This is a genomic window from Candidatus Poriferisocius sp. (assembly GCF_965202595.1).
In the GTDB taxonomy this organism is placed as follows: Bacteria; Actinomycetota; Acidimicrobiia; order Acidimicrobiales; family Bin134; genus Poriferisocius.
This window is the reverse complement of the sequence record NZ_OZ241836.1, coordinates 1,041,409-1,059,847: the sequence shown is the minus strand read 5'-3', so window position 1 is coordinate 1,059,847 and position 18,439 is coordinate 1,041,409. Positions and strand designations below refer to the sequence as shown.

Here is an 18,439-nt window from a genome sequence, read left to right as displayed (position 1 = left end):
TGGGCTCCTGGTTTTGGTGGGGTTGTTGGGGTCGGTGTTGGTTGGGGTGGGGGGTGTGGGTGCGCAGAGTGTGCCGAATTATCCGTCGTCGACGCAGGTGGTGGTGTTGGGTGGTGGTCAGGTGCGGTTGTCGTGGGGGCCGCCATCGGGTGCTGCGGGGGTTTCGGGTTATGAGTACACGTTTTCGCGGTCCACTGATGGTGGGACCACGTGGGTTCCGCCGGTGGACAGGGTGGTGGCTGCTTCTGGGGGATTGCCTCCTACTTCGGGGGATCGTAGTGGGGTTGTGTGGCAGCCGGTACCCGGTGGTGGGGGTGCCCGGTCGGTTGTGGTATCGGGTTTGACGATTGGCAGCCGCTACCGGTTCTGGGTTCGGGCGGTGAACGCTGCGGGAGCGGGGCAAATTAGGAATATGGGTCCGGGGGAAAACCATTTGATGTCTAGTGTTGCGCCGGCACCGGGGGGTTTGCGGGCGGTTCCCGGGGATTCCCAGGTGGAGTTGAAGTGGACCAAAGCTTCCGGTGAGGTAGCAAGGTCGGGGTTTTCTGATATTTTGCGGTATGAGTATGCGATCAAACGGGGTGATGGGGGTTGGTCGGGATGGTCGGTGATGGCCGATGATGGTAGTTCGGCTGGAGATCGTGAATCGTTCGTGGTCAAGGGATTGTCCAACGATGTTGGGTATTCATTCCGGGTGCGGGCGGTCAACAAGCATGGCAACGGTGCCACCGGTGAGGTGGGACCGGTGGTGGTGGGTGGAGCGCCGGGGGCTCCTCGTAACTTTGTTGTGATGCCGGGTGATAAGTCGGCGTTGTTGTCGTGGCAGCCGCCGGGGGTGGTTGGCTCGCCGGTAACGGGTTGGGAAGTCCGGTGGACGAATTTGGGGACTTACGACGATCTGGATAGTGCGGCGTGGCAGAGGGTTCCTGGTGGGGCCGGGGTCAGGTCTTATTATGTGAGTGGTTTGGATAATACCAAGGATTATTTGTTTGAGGTTCGGTCTGTTAACGCGTTGGGTGCGGGCACGGCGGCGCGTTCTGGGTTCGTGCGTCCGGGTACGCTGCTACAGGCGCCTCGTGAGTTGGAGACACCGATGGAGTCGGTGACGGAGTCGTCGGTGACGCTGAGGTGGCGCAACCCGGCTAATTTATCTGGTACTCCTGCTATTGCGAGGTTTAGGCGGTATGAGTATTCGCTGCGAGCTGGTGATGAGCAGTGGGGTGATTGGGTGGCGATACCGGGTGACTACACGACTAATTCGTTCACGGTTCCGGGTTTGACGGCGGGGGTGGGTTATCGGTTCCGCCTGCGGGCGATGAACAGTGTTGGTGCGGGTGCGGTGGCTGAGACGGGTGTTGTTTATCCGGGGACGGTACCGGCGGCACCGGTGGTGTCTGTGGAGCCGTTGTCGGATTACGAGGAGGGTTTGCATCGGGTGGTTTTGTCGTGGACGGGTTCCGATGGTGGTTCCCCGGTGACGCGCTGGCAGTTCAGACATGCGACAACGGTGGATGAGTTGACCAGCGCGACGTGGTGGGATTTGTGTGATAACACCGCGGGGTTGGATCCGGGGTGTGGGGGGTTGTCGACGGTGACGTTACCCACGGGTACAGTTCCTGATCCTAAGAACCCTGGAGGTCATTTTTGCCCTGATGAATGTTGGGAAAGTTTTGGTACGGAGGATCGTTATTTCGTGGTGAGGGCGCATAACGCGTTGGGTGAGGGTTTACCATCGGCCGTTATCAGGACGAACTTCGCCAAGGGGATTCCCGCTAAGTCAGCAGCTTTGTTTTTGCGGGGCTACAGTGCTGATCCCCGTACTACTGGTCGGCCTCATATGTTTGCAAATAGAGGTCCTTATAATGGTGGTTCGCGTTTGCGGTTTGAGTGGTCGTGGAGGGTTGGTGACGGGCCGTGGGGTCCTTGGTTTACCCAGGGGGATAGTTTGACTAGTGATATTGACCGTTTCAATCAGTTCACTTTCCGGGTTGGGGAGACCTACACGTTTCGACACCGGGCGGTAACTGATGTGGGTGCGGGTTATGCAGGCGAGTCGGGGCCGTTTGTTTTCGGGGCTCCGTCCTTGCCGGGCGCTGTGGATTGGGACGGTAACACCCCGACTCGTCCTGAGGTGTTGGCGGTGCCGGGTAATGGTCAGGTGACGTTGAACATTGTGCGACCCACAGAGGAAGAGCGCACCGATGCCAATGGTGAGGCTTACAATATTCGGGTTTATGAGAATGCTTATACTGATACTGGTGGTACTTATACTGACACCGTTTGGGAGTATTCGTATCGTCGGGTTGGTGGTGAGTGGTCTCCGTGGACGGTAGCGAATGTTGGTAAGTCTTTCGCGAATCGCAATCCCGCTGCCGGGGGTACGGCATCGAATCGGGTTCCGGTGTCGGGTTTGCGTAATGGGGTGTCCTATGAGTTTCGGGTTCGGGGGGTGAACCGGCACGGCACCGGTAGGTTGCCGGGTGTGGTGTTGTATTCCAACGGTGCCGGTTTGTTGAATAAAAGCTCCGAAACCTACCCGGACAAGGTAGTGATACCGGGTGTGAACCCTCCCGCGCCCGCAGGGTTGGCTGCGGTGGGAGGTGATGGTCAGGTATCGTTGTCGTGGACATCGGTTGGGTCGGGGGGTCCGCCGATCATCCGCTGGGAATACATCAAGCAGAAACGAGACGCGGGTAGTTCAACGTTCGATGCTTGGGATACCGAGTGGACACCGGTTCCGGGTTCAGGGCCGTCAACGACTCAAGCGGTGGTGAAAGGTTTGACCAACGGCTCTACCTACCAGTTCCGGGTGCGGGCGGTGAACGCGTTGGCCGGATGGGTGCCCTCCGGCCAGTTGGCGACCGGTGCTGGTAACGGCGCAGCAGCACAGTCATTGGCAGTCACCCCCGGCAAAACACCTACCGCGCCTCGCCAGGTGCGGGTGATGCCCGGTGATGGTGAGGCTACGATCACTTTGTTGGCCCCGCAGAGTGGTTCTACGGTTTTGGGTTACGAGGTTCGGACGCGTCGCAGCGGTAGTGGCACCTTTGATGCGTGGGAATCGCTGGGAGCTCGCATCACCCCACCGGCCCGCCATTTGGCCGAATCAGCAGGGGTGCCGATACCAGGCCTGACCAACGGGGTGGCCTATGACTTCGAGGTGCGAGCGGTGAACCAATTCGGCCCCGGCCCCGCCGCAGGCGTAGTCGGCCCGATAACACCAGTGGGCCCACCCGCTGGTGGGGCGTTGACCGCGACCACTGGTGATGGTCGGGTCACGCTGTCGTGGGCGGCGGCGAACACGGGGGGTAGCACGGTTACGGGTTGGCAGTACCGCATGAAAACCGATGGTGGAGGTTACGCTTCATGGACCGCCGTCACCGGTGGGGCGGCGGCCCGGGGTTTGGTGGTGGATGGTTTGGCCAACGGGCGGGCTTACACGTTCCAGGTGCGGGCGGTGACCACCGATGTTCAGGTGATTGGGGCGGCGTTTGAGTCCGAAGCGGTCACCCCCTCGGCAGTGCCCCCAGCGCCAACGCTCACTGCTGTTGCTGGTGATATGAAGGTCACTTTGAACTGGAGCGCTGGTGCTGGTGGGGCGGTGGGTGAATCGTCGTGGGCTGCTGCGGTTACCGGTTGGCAGTACCGGATGAAAACCGGTTCTGTTGGTTACGGGGCTTGGGTTGATGTTCCCGCCGCGGCCACTACCCGCGATGTTGATGGTCTCACCAACGGGGTTGCCTACACCTTTGAGGTCAGAACTCAAAACAGGATTGGCCCAGGCCCCGCCGCAGTTGTGACGATGACACCGGCGACGGTGCCCGAAGCGCCCACGGTTACCGCAACGGCTGGTGATGAGATGGTGACGGTGAGCTGGACGGCTGGCGGTGACGGTGGTTCGGTGGTGACGGGTTGGCAGTTGCGTACCGGTACCGACCAGTGGGTTGATTATCCTGCTGATACCACCTCGGTGCCGGTTCAGAATCCCACCAACGGCACCACCTATACCTTCCAGGTTCGAGGCCAAAACGCCATGGGTGCCGGTACTGCGGGCACAGCTACGGCGATGCCGGCCACGGTGCCCGCCGCTCCCACGGTTACCACCACACCCGGTGACAGCAGGGTCACTTTGTCGTGGACCGCTGGTGGTGATGGGGGTTCTGTGGTGACGGGTTGGTTGTTGCGCGTCAACGATGGCGAGTGGGTGGATTTGGCTGGGATGGGTTTGGGCGCTGGTGCCACCTCGGTACCAGTGCTGAACCTGACCAATGGCACCAGCTATACCTTCCGCATAAGAGCCCAGAACGCGATGGGCCCCGGCGCTGTCGCCACCGTCGCCGCGACGCCGGCCATGGTGCCCGCTGCGCCCACTGTTGCTGCCACGGTCACCGATGGGACCATCACTGTCACCTGGACCGCGGGCACCGATGGTGGGTCTGTGGTGACGGGTTGGCAGTGGCGCACCCGCATCGCAAGCGCCGGTTTCGGCGACTGGGCCGATGTCGGGGCCACCACGACCAGCGCGGTCATAACCGGGGTTGATACCGGTACCGGCCCGGTGGGTTACACCTTCGAGGTGCGAGCCATCAACGCGGTGGGTGCCGGCCCCGCGGGCACCTCGCCCACCATCACTCCTGGCGATGATCGGGCTGGTGATGAGGACTACTACACCGGCCCCGTCAACAGCCCGAGTTTTTGTGCGGAGTTCTCTTTGGGTGGGGCCCGCTTGTTCGCTTTGGACAGCGACGGTGACGGGATAGCCGACACCTGCTCGCTGCCGTATACCCGGCGTGAGGCGATAGCCCGGCACAACGCGGTGATTACCCTGGCGAACCGGTACCCCGACCTGTACCGCCGGCTCGTGAACGCCGAGTGCGCCAACCAGCCTGGTGATGAGGCTTGCGGGGGTGAAACCCTGGCCGCACCCGGGTTCCCGCCGCCCAACGACGGGGGTCCTTATTATTCGGGGACCATTACCGGCCCCTCCTGGTGTGCCAACCGTTCACTGGGTGGGCCCACCACCTACCCCCTGGACAGCGACGGTGACGGCGTGGCCGATGTCTGCTCACTCCCGTACACGCGCCGCGAAGCCATAGCCCGCCAAAAAGCCGGCGACACCCTGGCCGCCACCTATCGCGACGAATACAAAACCATCCTCACCGAAGAATGCCGCCGCCTCGGCCGCGGCAACTACGGCGACAACCCCGCCGACCTCAACAACGACATCTGCAACAACTAACCCATCCAATTTCTCCCCGCCGGGGTGCCCCCCACCACCCTGGGGCAACCCCGGCGGGGACCCACCCCCACCAACCGCTCTGCGGTAGGATATGAAGCCGTGGTTCGTGTGTTCTCGGGAATCCAACCATCGGCCGGCATGCACTTGGGCAACCTTCTGGGCGCGCGGCAAAGCGGTCCGCCATGACCGGCGGGGCCGGGAGCGGTCCGGCCTCTGACCCCGGGCCGGCCGATACCCAGGACTGGGACTGGTTACCCCGACGAACCTCCACCCTTACCCGGATAATGATCATATTGGCCTCCCTGGGGGTCATCCTCTTGATCGCCGCGCTGTGGATCAAGAGTTGGGTCGATGCTCGCCTCGATCCACCGGGCGAAGAGGGACCCGAACTGGTGGTCAACATTCCCCGGGGTGCGTCCATCAACGACATCGCCCGCATCCTTGAGGAGGAGGGGGTGGTGGCCAACTCCACGGTGTTCCGCTACTACCTGAGCTACAAGGATGCCGGCGATTTCCAGGCCGGAAACTACGTCCTGAACGAGAACATGCCGGTATGGCGGGCAAAGGACTCCTTGCTGGGCGGCCCGATCCCCGGATCGGCCAATGACGCATTCCCGGTGGTGCTGCCTGAGGGCCTCACCCTGGTGCAGATCAGCGATCAACTGCTGACCCAGCTCCCCACCTTCGATGCCGGCGAGCTGGCCCGAGCCCTGGCATCTCCCCCCATAAGATCCCGATACCAGCCCCCCGGCTCCACGCTGGAGGGGATGCTGTTCCCCGACACCTACCTGCTGGACTCGGCCACCGCCGAGGACGAGGCCGCGCTCATCATCCGCATGCTGAGGCAATTCGACTCGGTCGCCTCCGAGGTGGGTCTGGACACCGCCCCCGATACGGTGCAGCTCACCCCCTACGAAGCCGTGATCGTGGCCTCGCTGATAGAGAAGGAGGCCCTAATAGACGAGGATCGGGCCAAGATCGCCCGGGTGATCCAAAACCGGCTGGCCGCCGGCTGGCCGCTCCAGATCGATGCCGCGGTCCGCTACGCGATCAACAAGCCCACCGAACCGCTGACCATCAGGGATCTGGAGGTGGACCACCCCTACAACGTCTACAACCGAACCGGACTGCCGCCCGGCCCCATCGCCACGCCGGGCCGGAAATCGCTGGAGGCCGCGCTGAACCCGGTCGATGGTTCGTGGATGTTCTACGCCCGCACCGATGATCCGGTGGTCGGCGCTCACACCTTCAGCGTCACCATCGACGAGCACGAGGCGGCGGTGGCGGTCTGCCGGGAGCGGAACCTGGGATGCTGATACCGGACGGGATGCCCCCCGGCACCGATGCCGCCGCGGGGGTCATCGGTTATCCCGTAAGGCACTCCCTCTCGCCGGCCATCTGCCAGGCCGCGCTCGACCATCTGGGACTGGACTGGATATATGCCGCCTTCGAGGTGCCGGCGGGGCAAGCCGGCCGGGCACTGGACCACATGCGGGCCCGGGGCATGGTCGGGTTGTCGGTGACCATGCCCCACAAGGCCGACGTGGCCGATGCGGTGGACGGGTTGAGCCCGGCGGCGGCGGCTCTGGGGGCGGTCAACTGCGTGGCCCGCGACCACGACCGCCTCATCGGCCACAACACAGACGGGGCCGGATTCTGCGACGCCCTGCTGGCCGAGGGGGTGGATCCGGCCGGGATCAGATGCGCGGTGCTGGGAGCGGGTGGGGCCGCCCGGGCGGTGGTGGCCGAGCTGGCCCGCCGGGGAGCGGCCGAGGTGGCGGTGATCGCCCGCCGCCCCGACAGGGCGGAATCGGCTGCCGGGTTGGCCGGCCCGGTGGGAACAACAGCACGCCCTAACAGCATCGGCCGCTACCACCTGGTGGTGAATGCCACCCCGGTGGGAATGGCCGGAACCGAAGGTGCCGGGGCCCTGCCCCTCGACCCCGATCTCCTCACCTCGACCCATCACGTGGCCGAACTGGTCTACAACCCCCTCCAAACCCCGCTGCTGGTCGAGTGCCGGACCCGGGGCGTGCCCGCATCCACCGGGGTGGGGATGCTGGTGCATCAAGCGGCCCACGCCGTGCGAATCTGGACCGGGGCCGAGCCCCCCGTGGAGGCCATGAGCGCCGCGGCCATCACCGCGCTCGAGCGCCGCAAACACCAGGATGTGGCCATCACCGCGCTCGAGCGCCGCGAACACCAGGATTGAGGGCAACACCATGAGTTCGGTGGCCATGGTCATCGCCGGCGGAACCATCGGCACCGTCGGTGGCCGGGTTTTCCTGCCGGTGCTGTGGGGCCTCGATGTGCGCGACAGCCGGTCATTGCGAGTGCTGGTGCCGTCGTTCACCGCCATATCACTCGGAATCGCCGGCGGCGTGATGGGCACGACCTGGGACGTGGTTCCGGTATGGGCACTTTTCATAGCCCTGGTCGGGGTGACCACCGTTGACCTGTTCCACTACCGCATCCCCAACGTCATCGTGTTCCCGGCGCTGGCGGTGCTGCTGATCCTGCTGACCGCCATATCCCTGCTGCGCAACCAGCCGGGAGCCATCGGGCAGGCCGCGGCCGCCGCTGGGCTCTACGGTGGGTTGATGCTCGCCCTGCACATCGTCTCGAGGGGGAGCCTGGGGTTGGGCGATGTGAAGCTGTCCCTGCCGGTGGGTCTGGTGCTGGGTTGGGTTGGATCGGGCTATGGCCGGTCCCTGATGGCGGTGGTGCTCACCCTGGGCCTGGCCTCGGTACTCGGGGCGGTTATGGGTCTGATCGTGTGGGGTGTCCGGGTGTGGGGCAACCAGATACTGCCCGACCCCCTGGCCGACCCCTCCCGCCCCCAACCCACCGTTTTCCCCTTCGCCCCCTCAATGGCCGTCGCTGCGGCCGTGGTCATCCTGGTCGTGCGGGCCACCGGGTAACCGGCCTCATCTATCCCCCGAACGGTTGGGTTGAAGGATCCCAATCCCTGTGCCGTGGCGCACCGCCTGCGTCAATCCCCGAACGGTAGGATGAACTTCGTGGACGGTCGGCCCCATGTGGCCCTCATCGGGATGATGGGATCAGGAAAATCGACGGTTGGGTTCTGGCTGGCCCGCATGGACGGGCTGCGGTTCGTTGACCTCGACTCGGCCATAGAGGAGCACCAGGGTCGGTCCGTCGTCGAAATCTTCGAGACCAGCGGCGAAACCCATTTCCGCGACGTGGAGCAGGAGTTGCTGGCCGGATGCTTGGCATCCCCCCAGCCGCTGGTGCTCTCCTGCGGGGGGGGAGTGGTGCTGCGGGCCGAGAACCGGGCGGTGCTGCGGGCCCGGGCCTGGGTATGCTGGCTCCGAGCCGGCATCGAGACGCTGAGCCGGCGGGTTCGAAGTGGTGCCAACCGCCCCCTGCTGGGCAAAGATCCCGCCGGCGATCTGATCGAGATCAACCGGGCTCGGGCCGGGCTGTACGCCGAGACGGCCCACGAGGTGATCGACGTGGACAGCATGAATACCAGCCAGGTGGCGGAACGCATAAAGCTGATCCGCCCCCGCCCCATCCCTTACCAATGACCACCGGCGACCCCGCGAAGAGATCCCCAATGACCGCCGGCGACCCCGCGAACATAACCCGGGTACCGGTAGAACTGGGGGACCGATCCTATGAGGTGTGGGTGGGGCCTGGAGTGCGTCACCGGCTGGCCGAGGTGGTGCCCGGCGAGGCCAACCGGGTGGCGGTGGTCACTCAGGAGGCAGTGGCCGGCGCGGGCATAACGGTGAACCCCGGTATCGAGCACCGAGTGTTCATTGTCGACGACGGCGAGCGCGCCAAGACAATGGGAACGGTCGAGGAGTTGTGCCGCCAGTTTGCCCGGTGGGGCCTCACCCGCGGCGATGCGGTGGTGGCCGTGGGCGGGGGAGCAGTCACCGACCTGGCCGGGTTCGCCGCCGCCGTCTACCACCGGGGAGTCCGGGTGGTGTACGTGTCCACCACCCTGCTGGGCCAGATAGATGCCTCGGTGGGGGGCAAGACCGGTGTGAACCTCCCCGAGGGCAAGAACCTGGTCGGGGCCTTCTGGCAGCCATCCGCGGTGCTGTGCGACACCGAGGTGCTCGACACGCTGCCCCCCGAGGAGATGCGGTCGGGGTTGGGGGAGATGGCCAAGTACCACTTCATTACCGACACCGACCTGGACTCGTTGGCCCTGCCGGAGCGGGTGGCCCGGTGCGTGGCCATCAAGGCCGCTGTGGTGGCGGCCGATGAGCGCGAATCCGGCCGCCGGGCGGTGCTCAACTACGGACACACCCTGGCCCACGCCCTCGAGGCCCAGGGCGGCTACGACCTCCGCCACGGTGAGGCGGTGGCTGTCGGCCTGATCTACGCCGCCGAGCTGGCCCACCGTTGCGGGCGCATCGATGCCTACCGGGTGGCCGAGCACCGCCGGGTGGTCGGCGGTTACAACCTTCCCACGGGCCTGCCCGCCGAGGCCGACCCCGATGCGCTGGTGCGGTTGTTCAGCCGGGACAAGAAGGCCGTCGCAGGGGTTACCTTCATGCTGGACGGCCCGAACGGCATCCAACCGGTCACCGGCCTCGATACCGATCTCATGCTCCAAACCCTGGAGGCCCTGCGGTGAACCTCAATACTGATCTCCTGAATACCGATCTCATGCTCCAAACCCTGGAGGCCGTACGGTGAACCAGACCATTCTTTTGCTGTCGGGTCCCAACCTGAATCTTTTGGGCGACCGGGAACCCGAGGTTTACGGCACCGAGACCCTGGACGACCATGTGGCCACCGCGACCGCCGCGGCCCAGCGCCACAACCTGGTGATCGAGCACCATCAATCCAACGACGAGGCCACGATCATAGACCTCATCCACCAGGCCCGGAACCGCTGCGCAGCCATCATCATCAACCCCGGGGCGTTCACCCACTACGCCTGGGCCATCCACGATGCTCTGGCCGCCTTTGACGGCCCGGTGGTGGAGCTGCACCTGTCCAACCCCAACGCCCGGGAGCCCTGGCGGCACATCTCGGTGATAAGCCCGGTGGCCACCGGCACCATCGTCGGATTCGGCGGCCACGGTTACGAGCTGGCCGTGCGAGCAGTCACCCGCCTGCTGGCATGACCAGCCTCGCCAGCCCCCAGGGTTCTTGCCCTCCAACCACCTACACAACCGAGCTCAACACCACCAGCCTCGCCACCCATCCGCCGGATCTGGTGGCGATGGATGTTGCCGGGCGGGCCGATCGGGTGCGGGCGGGTGGGGCCACCGCCGGGTGTGATGCGTTGCTCATCACCAACCCGATCAGCGTGGGTTACCTCACCGGGTTCACCGGCTCGAGCGGGATGGTATGGCTGGGACCCGAAGAGCTGCTGCTGGTAACCGATCGGCGCTACGCCGAGCAGGCCGAGGCCGAAACCAGCCGGGCCGGGGTGCCCGCCCGCATCGAGATCACCAACGACCCGCCCCGGGATATTCTGGCCGCGGCGGCCGGTGGGGTGGGGCGCATCGGCTTGGAGGCGACCTCGGTTAGCTGGGCCCACCAGCGCCGGTACGCCGAGTGGTTCGGTGCGGCCGAACTGGTGGCCACCACCGGAGTGGTGGAGCACTGCCGCCGGATAAAGGATGCCGGCGAGATCGACCGCATCGCCAGGGCCGCGGCCATCGCCGATGCCGCGCTGGCCGAGGTTCGACCCCTGCTGGCCGGCGGCCCCACCGAAAAGGAGGTGGCCCTGGCCCTGGACACCGCTCTTCGCCGCCGGGGAGCCAGCGGCAGCGCCTTCACCACCATCGTGGCCTCGGGCCCCAACGCGGCCCTGCCCCACCTGCGCCCCACCGACCGCGCCATCGGGCGGGGGGAGCTGGTGATCGTGGACATGGGCGCGGTGGTGGACGGTTACCGCTCCGACATGACCCGGACGCTGGCAGTGGAGGCCCCCGATGCCACCGCTTGCCGGGTCTTCGAAACGGTGCGGGATGCCCAGCGACTCGGGGTGGAGCAGGTGGTCCCCGGTCGAGCAGTCCTCGAGGTGGACAGGGCCTGCCGGAACCGGATCGATGCCGAGGGCTGGGCCGATGCCTTCGTCCACGGCACCGGGCACGGTGTGGGTCTCGAAATCCACGAGCAGCCCTGGATACGATCCACCGCCGCCGAACCGTTGCAAACCGGCCAGGTGATAACGGTGGAACCCGGCATCTACCTAACCGGCTTATGCGGGGCCCGGGTGGAGGACACCGTTGTGGTCACCGCCGATGGTGCCCGCCCCCTGACCAACTCCCCCAAAACCCTGGAAGCAGTTTGAGCGCCGCCAAGCAAGCAAGAAAGTAGGCTCAACCCCCCCCCCAGGGCTTCGACCATGCGGGGTATGAGGGCATCGAACACAACCAACTAGCCGAACTCCTAGCCGAGTCCGGCTTCGACCATGCGGGGTATGAGGGCATCGAACACCTCTGCCCAATCGCCCACGATGCCGATGTCCACCACATCCCACAGGGGAGCGTCGGGATCGGGATTGATCCCCACCACCATGCCGGCATTGCGGACTCCTACGGTGTGGTTGAACTTGCCGCTGGTGCCGATGGCAATGTACAGCCGCGGGCTGATGCTGTGGCCGGTTATACCCACCTGGCGAGCCCGAGGCATCCAGCCGTAGTCGGTCACCTTGCGGGTGGCGCACAGGGTGGCCCCGATGGCCGCCCGATGCTTCTCCAGCTCGGGGTAGCCGGCCGGGTCCACACCCTGGCCCACGCCGATCACCACCGAAGCGTTGGCCAACTCGTCGCTGTCGTCGTCACGGTAGCGCCGGATGATTTCCAGGCGGCTACGACCGGGGGAGACCAGGGACGCTCGGCGAGCCGGCGGGCGGTGGGGATTCGATTGGTAACGGGGCAACACCCCCGGGCGGACGGTGGCCATCTGAATCGGTGACGAGCAGCCGATCTCGGCCACCAGCCAGCCGCCGAAGGCCGGTTTGGAGGCGATCATCCGCCCGTCGCCGGCTGCCCTCAGGCCGACAGCATCGCCGGTGAGTCCCGCACCCAGCGCGGCGGCGATCCGGGATGCCACCTCCCGACCCCAGGCGGTGCCCGGCGCCAGCACCACCTGCGGTTGGGTGTCGACCGCCCACGCCGACACCGCCGCAGCCACATCCTCCTCAACCGGATCATCCCCCACCGCCCGGGATCGAGGGATCAATGCTGCCGAGCCGGTCGAGCGAGCCGCCGTATCCTCCTGGGCCGGCACCGACCGGCTCGAGATGTGGATCTGCTGATCAGCCCCCCACGGGCCGAGCTCCTCGCTGAGACCGGTACCGAGGGCGGCCACCCCACCCCCGAACTCTTTGGCCAATCGAGCCGCCGCGCCCAGAAGTTCCCGGGTCAGGTGCCCCCGCTCGGGTTCCACCAGAACCGCCACCGCGATGGTGTCCGAGGCAGCCGGCAAGCTGGTGGGGACCGGATCCGGGTCGGGCCCCCGGTCGGCGGTCAGCACCCCCCGCTCGACCATGGCCGCCACCGCCGCGTCCACCTGCTCAACGAGGGTGCCGGTCATCATCCGGCGGCCCCGCTCCACATCGATCATCCGAACCGGCCCCACCGAGGTGGGACTAGCCGCCTGGCCCCACGGTCCGGGACCCAGTTCAACGGCACTCACCGTTTGAATTGCCGAGCCGTCCACTGTGGACCAGGCCACCGGATCCTTGATCTTGCACGGGTCACACAGCCGCTCGGCGCACGACAAAACCGCGGGCAGCTCCACCGCGCAGTCCACCCACTCGTCATCATGCTCCAACCGCAGCTCCAGGCGATCCCCCCTGAGGGACAGGTAACGAACCCCGGCGGCGAGCGGCAAACCCAGCAGCTCGGCCACCTGGGGCGGCACCTGGCCGGTGTCGGCATCCACCGAGTTGCGCCCCACCATCACCAGATCGAACGGACCGAACCTCTCCAGGGCGGCAACCAGGGCCTTGGCGGTGGCCCAGGTGTCGGATCCAGCGAAGGCCGGGTCGCAGATGTGAACCCCGCCGTCCACCCCGTAGAGGATGGCTTCCCGGCACACGTTCTCGGCCGACGGCGGCCCCAGGGTGAATACAATCACCTCGCCGCCGCCGGCCCGAGCCATCTCGGTTCCCTTGGCCACCGCCCGGCGGCAATAGTCATTCATGTGCAGATCGATGCCGTCGCGCACCATGCGGCCGTCGGGCCCCAGAACCATGTCCTCGAACACCGGTATCTGCTTGGCCAGCACAGCCACCCGCAATGGCCGATCCGGCGCGATCACACCATCAGGAGGATCAATCATCTGATTCGACAATACCCACCGGGGAGATAGTACCCAGAACGAGAGGCTTGCCTGGGATTTGGTGGTGCCCGGTGGGGTAGGAGATGGCTACGGTTGCGGTGCCCGAAGGGGCAGAAGGTGGCTACGGTTGTCGAATGGAGTTGCGGCGAATCGTTACCGGCCACGACCGAGCGGGGGCCCCGATCATCGTCTCCGACGGGTTGGCGGAGGCGAGCATCCTGGGACCGAGCACGCTCAACCTGTGGTACGCCGAAAAACACCCTGCTGGCACCTATGGCGACGGGCAGGAGCCGCCGGACCGCAAGGACTTTGTCCCCCCGCCCGGAGGGGTGTCGTGGCGCTTTTTGAGGCTGCCGCCCCGGGGTGGGAAGCCGGCCGGGCCAACCCACGATCCCCGGTTCGACACCGAGCGCCTCGGCTTCCACGCCACCGACACCATCGATTTCATCGAGATCATATCGGGACGGATCCTTTTGGAGCTGAACAACCACTCGGTGGAGCTGGGGCCGGGAAACTGCGTCATCCAGCGGGGCACCTGGCACCGGTGGATCGTGGTGGGTGACGAGCCCTGCGTGTTCAGCGCGATCATGCTGGCGGCGAACGGCGGTGACGACCCGGGCTTTGCCGGCGCATCCACCGGCACCACTGGTCCCCGCCGGGTGGTCACCGACGGCGACGGGGTGTGCGCCGACGGCCCGCCGGCCACCGTGTTCCGGTCGGGCCACGGGTTGGTGACCGCCGAGCTGTGGCACACGTTCGCCCCGGTGGCCAGCCCATTGCAGGGCGGCGACGCCCCGCAGGAGAAGATGCAGCTCAACCCGCCCGGTGGGGGCATCACCTGGAAGCAGTTGACCATCCCGGCATCCATGGCCGATCAAGCCGCCCTGATGCACCGGACCCCCACCATCGACCTGGTGCGAATCGCCGGGGGTACGGTTGATCTGGAGTTGCCCGGTCAATCTCCGGTACCCCTAACCGCCGGCGATTGCGTGATCCAGCGGGGCACCGAGCACGCCTGGCGCAACACCGGCGACGGGCCCCTCACCCTCTCCGCGGTGATGATCGGGGTGGGGACCATGGCTGATGAGCCAGATCAAGATGGGTCGAGGGCTTCTGCCTGGAATGATCGGGATGGGAACGATGGCTGACCAGGGCGGCAATGGCTCTGGATAAGCGCCTCGTGCGGTTCGAGCGAACCGGGCCGGACGAAGTGATCCACGAGATGCTGACCCTGGCCACCCGGGGCGACGGGTCGGGTTGGCTCAACCTGAAACCGCTGGTGGCCGCCGAGGACCGCCCCCCCGAGCCGCCCATTTTCAAGCTGTTCACCGCTCGGGGGCCGGCTGTTCCGCTGGGCACCTGGGTGCCGGGCCACCACTACCGGGACCGGTGGCAGCCCACCTCTGTGGGCTTGCAGCACGCCGGCGGGCGGCACGCCTCCAAGCTGCTGGAGCAACGGGGGGTGACCGAACCGGCCGGATGGAACCGCCGCCAGGACCACATCAAGCGGGGCTTGGTGTACGAACTGCCCGAGGATCAAGACCCAGGTCTGGTTCTGGAATTCCTCATGGATGCCATGACCCAACTATCCGGCTTCCCCCTGAGCGGTCGGTGGCTGGCAGTGATCCTCACCCAGCCCTAACCGGTGCCCACCAAGCCAACCGGTGCCCACCCAACCCTAATCAGCCCCACCAGCCACCCGGCGGGCGGCATCCTCCCTGAGCCGGCCCTTGGCCACCTTGCCCCCCGATGATCGGGGCAGGGCATCGAGGACGAACAGGTACTCGGGCCACCACTCCCGGGACACCCCCCGGGCCGCCAGGTGCTCCCTGAGCCCGTCCAGGTCGAGGTCAGCGCCCGGAACCGGCTCGACATAAGCGGCCACCCGCTCACCGAAAACCGGGTCGGGGACGGCCACCACGGCCACCACACCCACCGCCGGGTGGGCCATCACCTCGTCCTCCACCGCCAGGGCACTGATGTTCTTGCCTCCCCGGATGATGAAGTCCGATGTGCGACCCACCACCCGCAGGTAACCGTCGCCATCTATCTCCACTATGTCGCCCATCAGCATCCAGCCGTCGCCGGTGACCAGTGCGGCGTTGGCCTCCGGGTCGTCGTAATAGCCCAGGGCGGTGGCGGGGCCTCGACAGGCCGGCCGGCCCCGACCCCGCAGCTCGGGCCGGGGTTGGCCGCTGTCGGGGTCGTACAACCGGCAGTTCATCTCGGGCTCGCACCGCCCCCCGGATCCCAGCCGGGCACCCCGGGGGTCGCTGAGGCGGGTACCGCTCAGCATCCCGGTCTCGTTGGATCCGTAGAAGTTCAATACGGTGCAGCCGGTACGGTCTTCAAACTCGGCCGCCCGCCGGTAGGGTATGGCCTCGCCGCCGGTGAACATGACCCGCAGTGACGACAGGTCGTGGTGTTCCAAAGCCGGGGAGTTCAGCATCATTATGAACTGGGTTGTGACCGCACACAGCACGGTCACCCGCTCGGCCTCGATGAGGCGGATCAGCGCGGCAGCGTCGAAGTCGGTCATCACCACGGTGGGTGCTCCCAGGATCGTGGGGGTGTAGTGGGCAGTCCACAGCCCGAAGCCGAACGGTGCCGGTACCGGCACGCAGAACACCTCGCCGGGACCCAGGCCGCCGTACTCCACCGCCTTGCGGTGAAAGTAGAACCAGCGGTTGTGGGTCTGCATGACGCACTTGGGCAGCCCGGTGGTGCCCGAGGTGGAGTTGAGCAGGCACAGCTCGGAGGCTCCCAGGCGGCGCTCCTCAATGGCCTCACCGAAGTTGGGGACGGACTCCGGTGGGGGAGCGGGCCGGCCGTCCAGGGTGATGGAGGCCCCGGCCCCGAGGCCATCCACCACGATGTGGTGGGCGAGATCGGGCAGGTTGGGCCGCAACTCGGCCATCAAGTCGGCCGCCGGTCGCCCCCGGTGATCGCTTCCGGTGATGATGGCCCGGGCCCCGGCCTTGCTCACCAGGTGGACCAGCTCCGCCGGCCCGGCCCGGTAACCGATGCCCATCACCACCACCCCGGCCTTGTCGGCACCGGTGAAAGCCGCGTGGACCGCCGCGCTATCGGGCAGGATCACCGCCACCCGGTCACCCCGGTTCAACCCTGCTGCCAGCAGGGCGGCAGCCACCCGATCGGAGAGCCGGTCATAACCCGCCCAGGTGATCCGCTCAACGGTTCCTGACTCTTCGGAGCCTTGTCCCCCGGACCCGGAGACACCCCGCTGCTGGTACCGCTCAACGGTTCCTGACTCTTCGGAGCCTGACCCCCCGGACTCGGAGACACCCCGCTGCTGGTACCGCTCAACATCTCCCACCCCTTCGGAGCCTGGCTTCGATCGTGGGTACCAGGTTATGTAGGCGATGTCGTCGGGGCGGTCGGCGGCGTGGCGGCGAAGCAGGTCGGTGGGAGTGTCGTTACCCCACCATCCCGCCGCCATGTAGCGGGCCGCCAGTTCCGGATCGGCGACGGTATCGGATCGCTGAGCGGGATGCACGGGGGTGCTATGGCGAGGGACGGCTGTACACGGGGGCTGCTATGGCGAGGGGACGGCTGTACACAGGGGTGGCTATGGCGAAGGACGGCTGTGCACAGGAGCGGCGCTGGCGAAGGGACGGCTAGAAGCTGTTGGGGTTGGCAATCACCGAGTCGGGGACCGGGTGGCGGAACAGGTCGCTGGCATTGCCCCAGCAGATGCGGGCGCTCTCGCCGGCGGGCACGCCGCTGAGCTGGGTGCGGAGCAACTCCTGGGTTCCGGGCCAACTGGAGTCGGCGTGAGGGTAGTCCGACTCCACCATCAGGTTCTCCACTCCGATGTAGTGGCGGTGGTCGTAGGCCGACGGATCGTCGATGGCGCAGAACCAGAAGTTGCGCCGGAGCGTCTCGGCCGGCGACAGCTCCACATCGTTCCAGGTGCCGTACATGGAGTCGTACTTGCGGACGTGCTCCAGTCGGTCGAGCAGCCCGGCCACCCACCCGGTGCCCCCCTCGCTGAGGGCGATCCTGAGGTTGGGGAAGCGAACCGGGATCTTGGAGTAGAGCCAGTCCACCGCGGCAAACATGGCGTAGCCGAAGAACAGCACGCCCACCGTGTCGGAGGGGGCATCGGGAGCGGTGGCCGGCGACGTGCCGGAGGAGCCGATGTGCAGGCACACCACGGTGCCGGTCTCCTCACAGGCGGCCATGATCGGATCCCAGTGGCCGGAGTGAAGCGAGGGGAACCCCAGGGAGTGGGGAGCCTCGGAGAAGGTGATGGCCCGGTAGCCCCGCTCGGCGTTGCGGTACACCTCGGCGGCCCCCACCTCGGGGTCGAGGAAGTAGGTGATCTGGCACGGGATCATGCGATCGGGATAGGCCCCCGACCACTCCTCGATGTTCCAGTCGTTCCAGGCCCGCACCGCGGCCAGGGCCAGGTCGGGATCGTCGGTCAACTGCTGAAGGCGCTGGCCACAGAACCCGGGCAAGAACGACGGGAAGCACAGCGAGGCGTACACCCCGTTGAGGTCCATGTCCGCGATTCGAGCGTCGATGTCCCACGCTCCCCGGCGCATGTCCTCAAAACGGGTGGGGTCGAAGCTGTACTCGCTGACCGGCCGGCCCGCCACCGCGTTGAACCCCACGTTGGGCAGGAAGTGCCCGGCGTACAGCCAGCTCTCGGTGCCGTCATCCAGGGTGACCACCCGGGGAGCATCGTCGCGGTACTTGGTCGGGAACCGTGATGCGAACGCGCCGGGGGGTTCCACGATGTGGTCGTCCACCGAAACAACCGGAATCCACCTAGCCGCCCGCTCCGGTTCGGGCAGAAACGTCACCCTACCCTTGAGGTTCTGGGTAAAGGATGGGTCGGTGGTGAGCTCATCCAGCGATATGGCCATACCCCCAGCTTGCCCCATC

13 protein-coding genes are annotated in these 18,439 nt (G+C 66.3%); 10 read left to right on the top strand and 3 right to left on the bottom strand.

Translation table 11 applies throughout. From position 1 onward, the window contains the following. Positions 1–55: 55 nt before the first annotated feature. From ACOGXC_RS05155 to ACOGXC_RS05120, 8 genes are all read left to right on the top strand, one after another. Positions 56–5,239: a fibronectin type III domain-containing protein gene (locus tag ACOGXC_RS05155; protein WP_419919637.1), complete on the top strand. Its 5,184-nt coding sequence runs from the start codon at positions 56–58 to the stop codon at positions 5,237–5,239. Positions 5,240–5,421: 182 nt separating this feature from the next. Further along, on the top strand, positions 5,422–6,555 hold the full coding sequence (mltG, locus tag ACOGXC_RS05150; RefSeq protein WP_419919636.1) for an endolytic transglycosylase MltG: 1,134 nt from the start codon (positions 5,422–5,424) through the stop codon (positions 6,553–6,555). Beyond that, on the top strand, positions 6,549–7,451 hold the full coding sequence (aroE, locus tag ACOGXC_RS05145; RefSeq protein WP_419919635.1) for a shikimate dehydrogenase: 903 nt from the start codon (positions 6,549–6,551) through the stop codon (positions 7,449–7,451). Before mltG ends, aroE begins: the two co-directional genes overlap by 7 nt. 10 nt (positions 7,452–7,461) lie before the next feature. Beyond that, positions 7,462–8,160, top strand: a complete 699-nt coding sequence (locus ACOGXC_RS05140; protein ID WP_419919634.1) for a prepilin peptidase — start codon at positions 7,462–7,464, stop codon at positions 8,158–8,160. Between the two features lie 99 nt (positions 8,161–8,259). Continuing rightward, the gene (locus tag ACOGXC_RS05135; RefSeq protein ID WP_419919633.1) at positions 8,260–8,790 is read left to right on the top strand and encodes a shikimate kinase; all 531 of its coding nucleotides are present in this window, start codon (positions 8,260–8,262) and stop codon (positions 8,788–8,790) included. 29 nt (positions 8,791–8,819) lie between these two features. Continuing rightward, positions 8,820–9,854, top strand: a complete 1,035-nt coding sequence (locus ACOGXC_RS05130; RefSeq protein ID WP_419919632.1) for a 3-dehydroquinate synthase family protein — start codon at positions 8,820–8,822, stop codon at positions 9,852–9,854. Positions 9,855–9,912: 58 nt separating this feature from the next. Next, positions 9,913–10,350 carry a type II 3-dehydroquinate dehydratase gene (gene aroQ, locus ACOGXC_RS05125; protein WP_419919631.1) on the top strand — a complete coding sequence of 146 codons (438 nt, stop codon included), beginning with the start codon at positions 9,913–9,915 and terminating at the stop codon, positions 10,348–10,350. Further along, positions 10,347–11,528 (top strand): M24 family metallopeptidase, encoded by a 1,182-nt coding sequence (locus tag ACOGXC_RS05120; protein ID WP_419919630.1) that lies wholly within the window; start codon positions 10,347–10,349, stop codon positions 11,526–11,528. Before aroQ ends, ACOGXC_RS05120 begins: the two co-directional genes overlap by 4 nt. Positions 11,529–11,626: 98 nt before the next feature. On the opposite strand, the gene ACOGXC_RS05115 is transcribed toward ACOGXC_RS05120, so the two are convergent. Beyond that, the gene (locus tag ACOGXC_RS05115; RefSeq protein WP_419919629.1) at positions 11,627–13,504 is read right to left on the bottom strand and encodes an FAD-binding protein; all 1,878 of its coding nucleotides are present in this window, start codon (positions 13,502–13,504) and stop codon (positions 11,627–11,629) included. A 155-nt stretch (positions 13,505–13,659) separates the two neighbouring features. Here ACOGXC_RS05115 and ACOGXC_RS05110 point away from each other — a divergent pair, with 155 nt between their 5' ends. Beyond that, positions 13,660–14,673, top strand: a complete 1,014-nt coding sequence (locus tag ACOGXC_RS05110) for a cupin domain-containing protein (protein ID WP_419919628.1) — start codon at positions 13,660–13,662, stop codon at positions 14,671–14,673. A gap of 11 nt (positions 14,674–14,684) precedes the next feature. Continuing rightward, positions 14,685–15,167: a hypothetical protein gene (locus ACOGXC_RS05105; protein ID WP_419919627.1), complete on the top strand. Its 483-nt coding sequence runs from the start codon at positions 14,685–14,687 to the stop codon at positions 15,165–15,167. A gap of 36 nt (positions 15,168–15,203) precedes the next feature. Here ACOGXC_RS05105 and ACOGXC_RS05100 read toward each other — a convergent pair whose 3' ends face one another. Further along, entirely contained in the window at positions 15,204–17,042 is a 1,839-nt protein-coding gene (locus ACOGXC_RS05100) for a class I adenylate-forming enzyme family protein (protein ID WP_419919626.1), read from the bottom strand. A 121-nt stretch (positions 17,043–17,163) separates the two neighbouring features. Beyond that, on the bottom strand, positions 17,164–18,420 hold the full coding sequence (locus ACOGXC_RS05095; protein WP_419919625.1) for an amidohydrolase family protein: 1,257 nt from the start codon (positions 18,418–18,420) through the stop codon (positions 17,164–17,166). Positions 18,421–18,439: the final 19 nt, after the last annotated feature.